The sequence below is a fragment of the Methanocalculus sp. genome, from assembly GCF_029762515.1.
Lineage (GTDB): Archaea > Halobacteriota > Methanomicrobia > Methanomicrobiales > Methanocorpusculaceae > Methanocalculus.
In genome coordinates this window covers 1-5670 of record NZ_JARVGN010000113.1, presented here as the reverse complement: position 1 = coordinate 5670, position 5670 = coordinate 1, and the positions used below count along the sequence as shown (strand labels likewise).

Genomic DNA, 5670 nt, shown 5'->3' with positions numbered 1-5670 from the left:
GGTGCCGCTGAAGCCAGGGACGCCTTTAAGAGATGGAGGCCATCATTCTCCGGTCTGCCAACCCAGCCAGAGGAGACATTACACATCTTTGAAGAGCCAGATCGCCCCCAGACCAGGCTTGATAGAAACAGGGGTAATGGGATGACGGTCTCAATCGGCAGGATCAGGGAAGGTATCCGCTACACAGCTATGGGACATAACACAATCAGGGGGGCAGCAGGTGCGTCTGTCCTCAATGCTGAGCTATTGAAGACAAAGGGTTATATTTGAGGGATCACATGCAGACAGATAACACAGTATTCGTTGGTAACAAGCCGGTTATGAATTATGTACTGGCAGTAGTGACGCAATTCAATAATGGCGCGGAGATGGTCGCCATCAAGGCCCGGGGTAAAGCAATCTCACGTGCAGTGGATACTGCTGAGATTTCCTTAAACCGATTCCTTGAGGGTGTTGGCAAAAAGGATATCTGTACCTCAACAGAGGAGATTGAGACGGATACCGGCAGGACCAATGTATCCAGTATCGAGATCATCCTCACAAAGACGCTCTGAAACACCTTTACACCTACCCGGATTGAAGATGGATTCAATCTTTTCTTCTTTTTCCAATAGTCTCAATAGGTGCCATACTTGTATGTCTGAAGATGTGTTCAACAGGGTTCCGACCAGAAACACTATATTTATATGAAACAAATATATTTTGATGAAAACAGGCATTCTCGTCGCGTCACTCTTTATACTCGCCCTATTTTGTATGCCTGTTGCCGCATCTGATCCCGAAAACAGGTACAGCTATATCACTTATGAGAGCGTTGATATCGCTCTTGACGGGGCAGATGCGGTTATTACTGTCAGTTATTCAATCGATACCGGTGTTCAGGTATTGGTTATGCTTCTTGGAAATCATGATCTCAGGACAAAATTACTCCGTTCAATGAATTTTGAGGGTGCAAAAATCCAGTATGCCGATCTTGAACGGGCTGTTCTTACCGTAGACGATGCATCGTTTGACTATGGGGATGGATCATTCTGGTTCCCACGTCATTCATTCATGGTAACGATTCCTGAACTTAACATACAGACGCCACAATCCACTCGTCAGTTCTTTATGATTCAACAGATGGAAGAAGGATTTGGGTACTTTGCTGCCCTGCCATAATCGTGGTTAACAAAGGGCTTTCAAGATCTAAAAAGAGTTTTTTAGCGGATAGATCCACCTTGGATCAGATGCGCTCAAAATCAATATATCCCTTCTCAGGATCGGTTTTTAAAAGGCGAACCTGAACTCTCTGTCCAACCTTTAATCCATCCATGTTCTTTACGATCCGCCCTTCAACAGGGGGATCAATGATCCTGGCATAGGTTCCTTTCTCTGAAGCGCCAGTGACAAGACCCCTGAATGTCTCACCCACCCTGTCCATCAAAAGAACAGCACCTGCTGCTTTTCTCACAAACCGCTCCACTTTATTTGCCGCTTTTTCTGAGGCAGAGAGATGTCCGGCAAGCATAGTCAGCTCATCTATGTCATAGGGAGATTTTTGCCTCTCAATACTGGCTTTGATCAGCCTCTGGATGATTATATCCACATACCGCCTGTTTGGTGCTGTGCCATGGGTATAATCTGTTACTGCAAGGGCAAAATGGCCAACCGAATCCTGATCCGGCGCGACTGCCACATATTCCCCGGGTCCCATGAGCTTGACGACGGTAAGGGAGAGATCAGGAAAAGTCTCGGGATCTTTCTTTTTCTGGGTAATAAGAAATGAAGCAAGCGCCTGGACATCAGGATCAGCAGGCAACCTGAAATGGTGTGAGGCTGCCTCTTCTACAATGCCCTGCCAGTTCCTTGGAGTCCTGACAATCCGCTGGATCATCGGAAATGATCGTTCATTCAGACGGGCGACAAGTGTCCTGTTTGCGGAGATCATAAATTCTTCAATGAGAGAATGGGCCGGACTCTCCTGTTGGATGACAAGGCCGGTGACTTTTCCCTCAACCATAACTGGCGATGCTTCTATTGTTTCAAGATCAAGAAATCCCTGCTCTGCTCGCTCTGCCTTCATCTTTTGAGCTGCTTCATGCTGCAGGAGAAGCTGTTCCGGGAGTTTTGGAATATAAAGATCTTCATAGGGAAAAGCACCCTTGTTTTCGAGCCATTCTCCGACAACTTCATACACCAGCTTTGCTTTATTGTGGACGATGGCCGGATAGATATCCCCGTGACGGATTGATCCATCAGAAAGGACGGTATATTCGATAACAACTGCCAGTTTGTCTTTTGTTGGGTGGAGAGAGGTGATATCTTCCGAGAGGCGGATCGGAAGCATCGGGTAGGTTACAACACCGGTATAAATTGAGGTTCCATGCTTTGCAGCGTGCCGATCGGTTGCCGATCCTTTTCCAACGAGATGATCGACATCAGCTATTGCGATCTTCACCTGTATTTCGCCATTCGGCTTTTTTTCACAGAACTGTATCTGGTCAATATCCATAGTGTCATGATTGTCAATTGAGACCCAGAGAAGAGACCTGAGATCACGGGCAGATCTTCTCTCTTCCGGTCTCATCTCATCATTGAGGTTGTTTACTTCTGAGATGACATTCTTTGGAAATGTCGGCAGAAAGCCATACTTCTCCATTGCCTCATCTGCTATCTTCCTGAGATCTGGTGGATTGCTGGGCTGCATAAAAGATGAATATGGTGCGACTGCTGATGAAGTTGTTGGAGCTTTGACCTCATCGCTCAGTCGTCTGGTAGTTTTTACCAGTAATTATAAGCCAGATCGAACTATTTATTCTGGTAATCTGTTGAGAGGTGGATTTTGAATAAACCTGAGATAATTGGCATTATTCTCATTATTTTTGGCATTTTAGGCATTATTGGGACCGGATACAGCTACACTCTTGGAACTGCCGCTGATGCACAACAAATATTGCAGGATAGCGGTGCAATCATTGAGCTCCATGAGGACTCCGTCCGATCGACTGGCGAATCTGTGAAGGAAATGGGATATCCAATGGAGCAGGTGGGCGGATACATGAGGGATGCCGGACGACTCATCAATATGATCCCCCTGGTCAGGGCAGGAGATCCGCTTGAAGATGGCGGTGAATTGCTATATGCCATCGGCGGTACCTTGAATAAAACCGGGTATGATCTCATCAATACGGCGGATAACATGAGATCTCTCTCGGAAAACCTGAGAGATCTGAGTGATGATATCGTCACCATGATGAATCTTGCAATGGCCGGAATCGGGCTTATGTCGTTTATGTTCATTATCACCGGTCTTGGTTTCCTTGAGAATGGATCAGACAGAAGAGAGATTACGAGGCTTCGCCTGGAACTTGATGAACTGAAGAAGAAAGGAAGATAAATGTCTCTTCAAAAAACTTCCCACCCTAAATTAGGAATGAGGCACCGTAATAGATGAGGGACTCTTGTGGATTTTGACCGGCTGCTCATCAATTCCTTTCTCTATACAAAGGATGCGTTTCTTGGAAAACAGAGCAGGTGGATCCTCTTCATCATCTCGAAATATCTTCTCTATCCCATTTTTCTCGGCTACATGGTCGAGATATACCGGGGGAAGATGCCATCCCAAACAGACAATCCTTATGAATTCATCGATGATGAGCCTGTCTTTGGCGCCCTCTTCTTCAATGGATTGAAACTCTTCGTAATCAAGCTGATCTATACGGTACCAATCGCCATTATTGCTGCTCCTCTTCTGATTACTCTCATTTTCGGAGATGAAGATGCCCTGTCAGGGCTTGTATCCGGAACAGGTATTGTTCCTGAGGAAGTGCTCTTTGCCTTTGGTTTTCTAACAGGGCTTGCTATCGTCATCTATACCTTCCTGATCGGGATCAATCTGCCGATAGCTCTTGTTCGATTTTCGCGAACCGGCCTTATGAGAGAGGCATTCAGGTTCTTTGAGATCCAGAAGATAATCGGGCATATCGGACGATTGAACTATATAATCGCCCTCTTCCTCCTTGCCATAATCATAGGTTTAATCGAATATCTGCTTCTTCAGGTGCCGGAGATTGGATGGGCTCTCCTCATCATCTTTACTCCCGTGCTGGCAGTCTTCTCGGCACGGTATATCACGATGATCTATGAGACTCTCCCGGAGTAGTCTGTTCCTAAACGGCGGAATAGGATTCCTTTTCAAGCGTGCCGGTACTGCAGATCTGGATGCAGAGACCGCAACCATCGCAGGCAGCAGTATTGATCACAACACCGTCACTTTTCAGCTCGATTGCCTGGTGTCCTCCATCCCGGCATGCGATGACACACCGGCCGCATCGGATACATGATGCAGGATTGCTTATGTGGGGGCGGATTCGTAGTTTTCGATCGAGTGACTGGTGGCTTGTCAATGTATCCAGACATAAGCCCCTGAGTTCATCGGGTGAAGAATATTCTTTCTCTTTCAGATAGTCAGTAAGCCCCTTCTTCATCCCTCTGACGATACCATAGCCATTCCACATGACAGCGGTGCAAACCTGTACAGCAGATGCACCAAGGAGTAAATACTGGACGGCATCCTGCCACCTGCTGATCCCGCCAATACCCATGATGGGAAGAGGAACGGTTTTTGCGATCTGTGAGACCATCCGGAGTCCGATAGGCCTGATCGCTGGGCCTGAATACCCCCCATAGGTTGAATAACCATCCACGTTCGGAAGAGGGGTCAAAGTATCGATATCTATGCCAAACATGCAGCTGACCGTATTGATTGCAGATATGCCATCGGCTCTGCCAAGTGCAGCAGCGAGGGCAACAGGGCTTATATCAGTGATATTGGGGGTAAGCTTGACATAGACCGGAACATCTGCGACTTTTACCACCATCTGTGTGAGATCCTGAACCATCCGGGGGTTCTGCCCTATTGCTGAGCCGATACCCGCTTCAGGCATGCCATGGGGGCAGGATACATTCAGTTCAATCGCATCGCACCCGGCATTCTGCACATCTTCTGCAAGATCCTGCCATGTGGCCGGATCAGGGGAGCCCATGATACTTGCGATCAGGATCTTATCGGGGAACTCGGATTTGATAGCTCCGATCTCCTGTACCCAGTATGAGACGCTGTGCTTGCTGAGCAGCTCGATATTTTCAAATCCCAACAGGTCATTACATTCGCTTTTCCATGCAGTAAAACGAGGAGATACATCCCTAATCGGCATATCGTCGGGGGTTATCGTTTTGATAACGGCGCCTCCCCATCCGGCCCCAAAAGCCCGCCGAATCATCTGGCCATTCGATGTAGGGGGAGCTGATGAGAGTATGAATGGGTTCTCAAGGGTAAGGGAGCCGAGTGTTGTTTTCAGGAGAGGGGAGTCTTGCATTTTTTTCATCACAGCACGGTTAGATATTCCTCTTCAGGAAAAGAACCTTTGGTTATTCTATTCCGAGCCAGAGGTTTCCTGATTATCCGCGGGAACAGATCGGGGCGCTCTTTTCATATCTGAGAATGCTTATTTCCATTGTAAGAGGAAACAACCATGAACCCTGACTGCATATTGTGCATCAAGGGTGCAGATTATGGCTGATATGCAGGTGATCCGGTGGTGTATCGATATCGGAATGGCAGTTCTGTTTGTTGTTGTATTTGTGACCGGGCTGTTCAAATGGACACTCCTGATGAGGGCACTTGGC

At 47.3% G+C, this 5670-nt stretch carries 6 protein-coding genes and 1 pseudogene; 5 read left to right on the top strand and 2 right to left on the bottom strand.

The annotated features are described in order from the left end of the window. The 3 genes and pseudogenes from QCH34_RS05435 to QCH34_RS05425 all read left to right on the top strand — a co-directional run. Positions 1 to 270, top strand: a pseudogene (locus QCH34_RS05435) (Asd/ArgC dimerization domain-containing protein); the annotation flags it as partial. An 8-nt stretch (positions 271 to 278) separates the two neighbouring features. After that, on the top strand, positions 279 to 554 hold the full coding sequence (gene albA, locus QCH34_RS05430) for a DNA-binding protein Alba (RefSeq protein ID WP_300331327.1): 276 nt from the start codon (positions 279 to 281) through the stop codon (positions 552 to 554). 151 nt (positions 555 to 705) lie between these two features. Beyond that, positions 706 to 1161: a hypothetical protein gene (locus tag QCH34_RS05425; protein ID WP_300331322.1), complete on the top strand. Its 456-nt coding sequence runs from the start codon at positions 706 to 708 to the stop codon at positions 1159 to 1161. Positions 1162 to 1225: 64 nt separating this feature from the next. On the opposite strand, the gene QCH34_RS05420 is transcribed toward QCH34_RS05425, so the two are convergent. After that, the gene (locus QCH34_RS05420) at positions 1226 to 2689 is read right to left on the bottom strand and encodes an RNB domain-containing ribonuclease (RefSeq protein WP_300331318.1); all 1464 of its coding nucleotides are present in this window, start codon (positions 2687 to 2689) and stop codon (positions 1226 to 1228) included. A gap of 135 nt (positions 2690 to 2824) precedes the next feature. Here QCH34_RS05420 and QCH34_RS05415 point away from each other — a divergent pair, with 135 nt between their 5' ends. After that, entirely contained in the window at positions 2825 to 3379 is a 555-nt protein-coding gene (locus QCH34_RS05415; protein ID WP_300331315.1) for a hypothetical protein, read from the top strand. 66 nt (positions 3380 to 3445) lie between these two features. Further along, a complete protein-coding gene (locus QCH34_RS05410; RefSeq protein ID WP_300331312.1) occupies positions 3446 to 4144 on the top strand; it encodes a DUF4013 domain-containing protein in 699 nt (232 codons plus the stop codon). Between the two features lie 7 nt (positions 4145 to 4151). On the opposite strand, the gene preA is transcribed toward QCH34_RS05410, so the two are convergent. After that, positions 4152 to 5369: an NAD-dependent dihydropyrimidine dehydrogenase subunit PreA gene (gene preA / locus QCH34_RS05405; RefSeq protein WP_300331309.1), complete on the bottom strand. Its 1218-nt coding sequence runs from the start codon at positions 5367 to 5369 to the stop codon at positions 4152 to 4154. Positions 5370 to 5670: the final 301 nt, after the last annotated feature.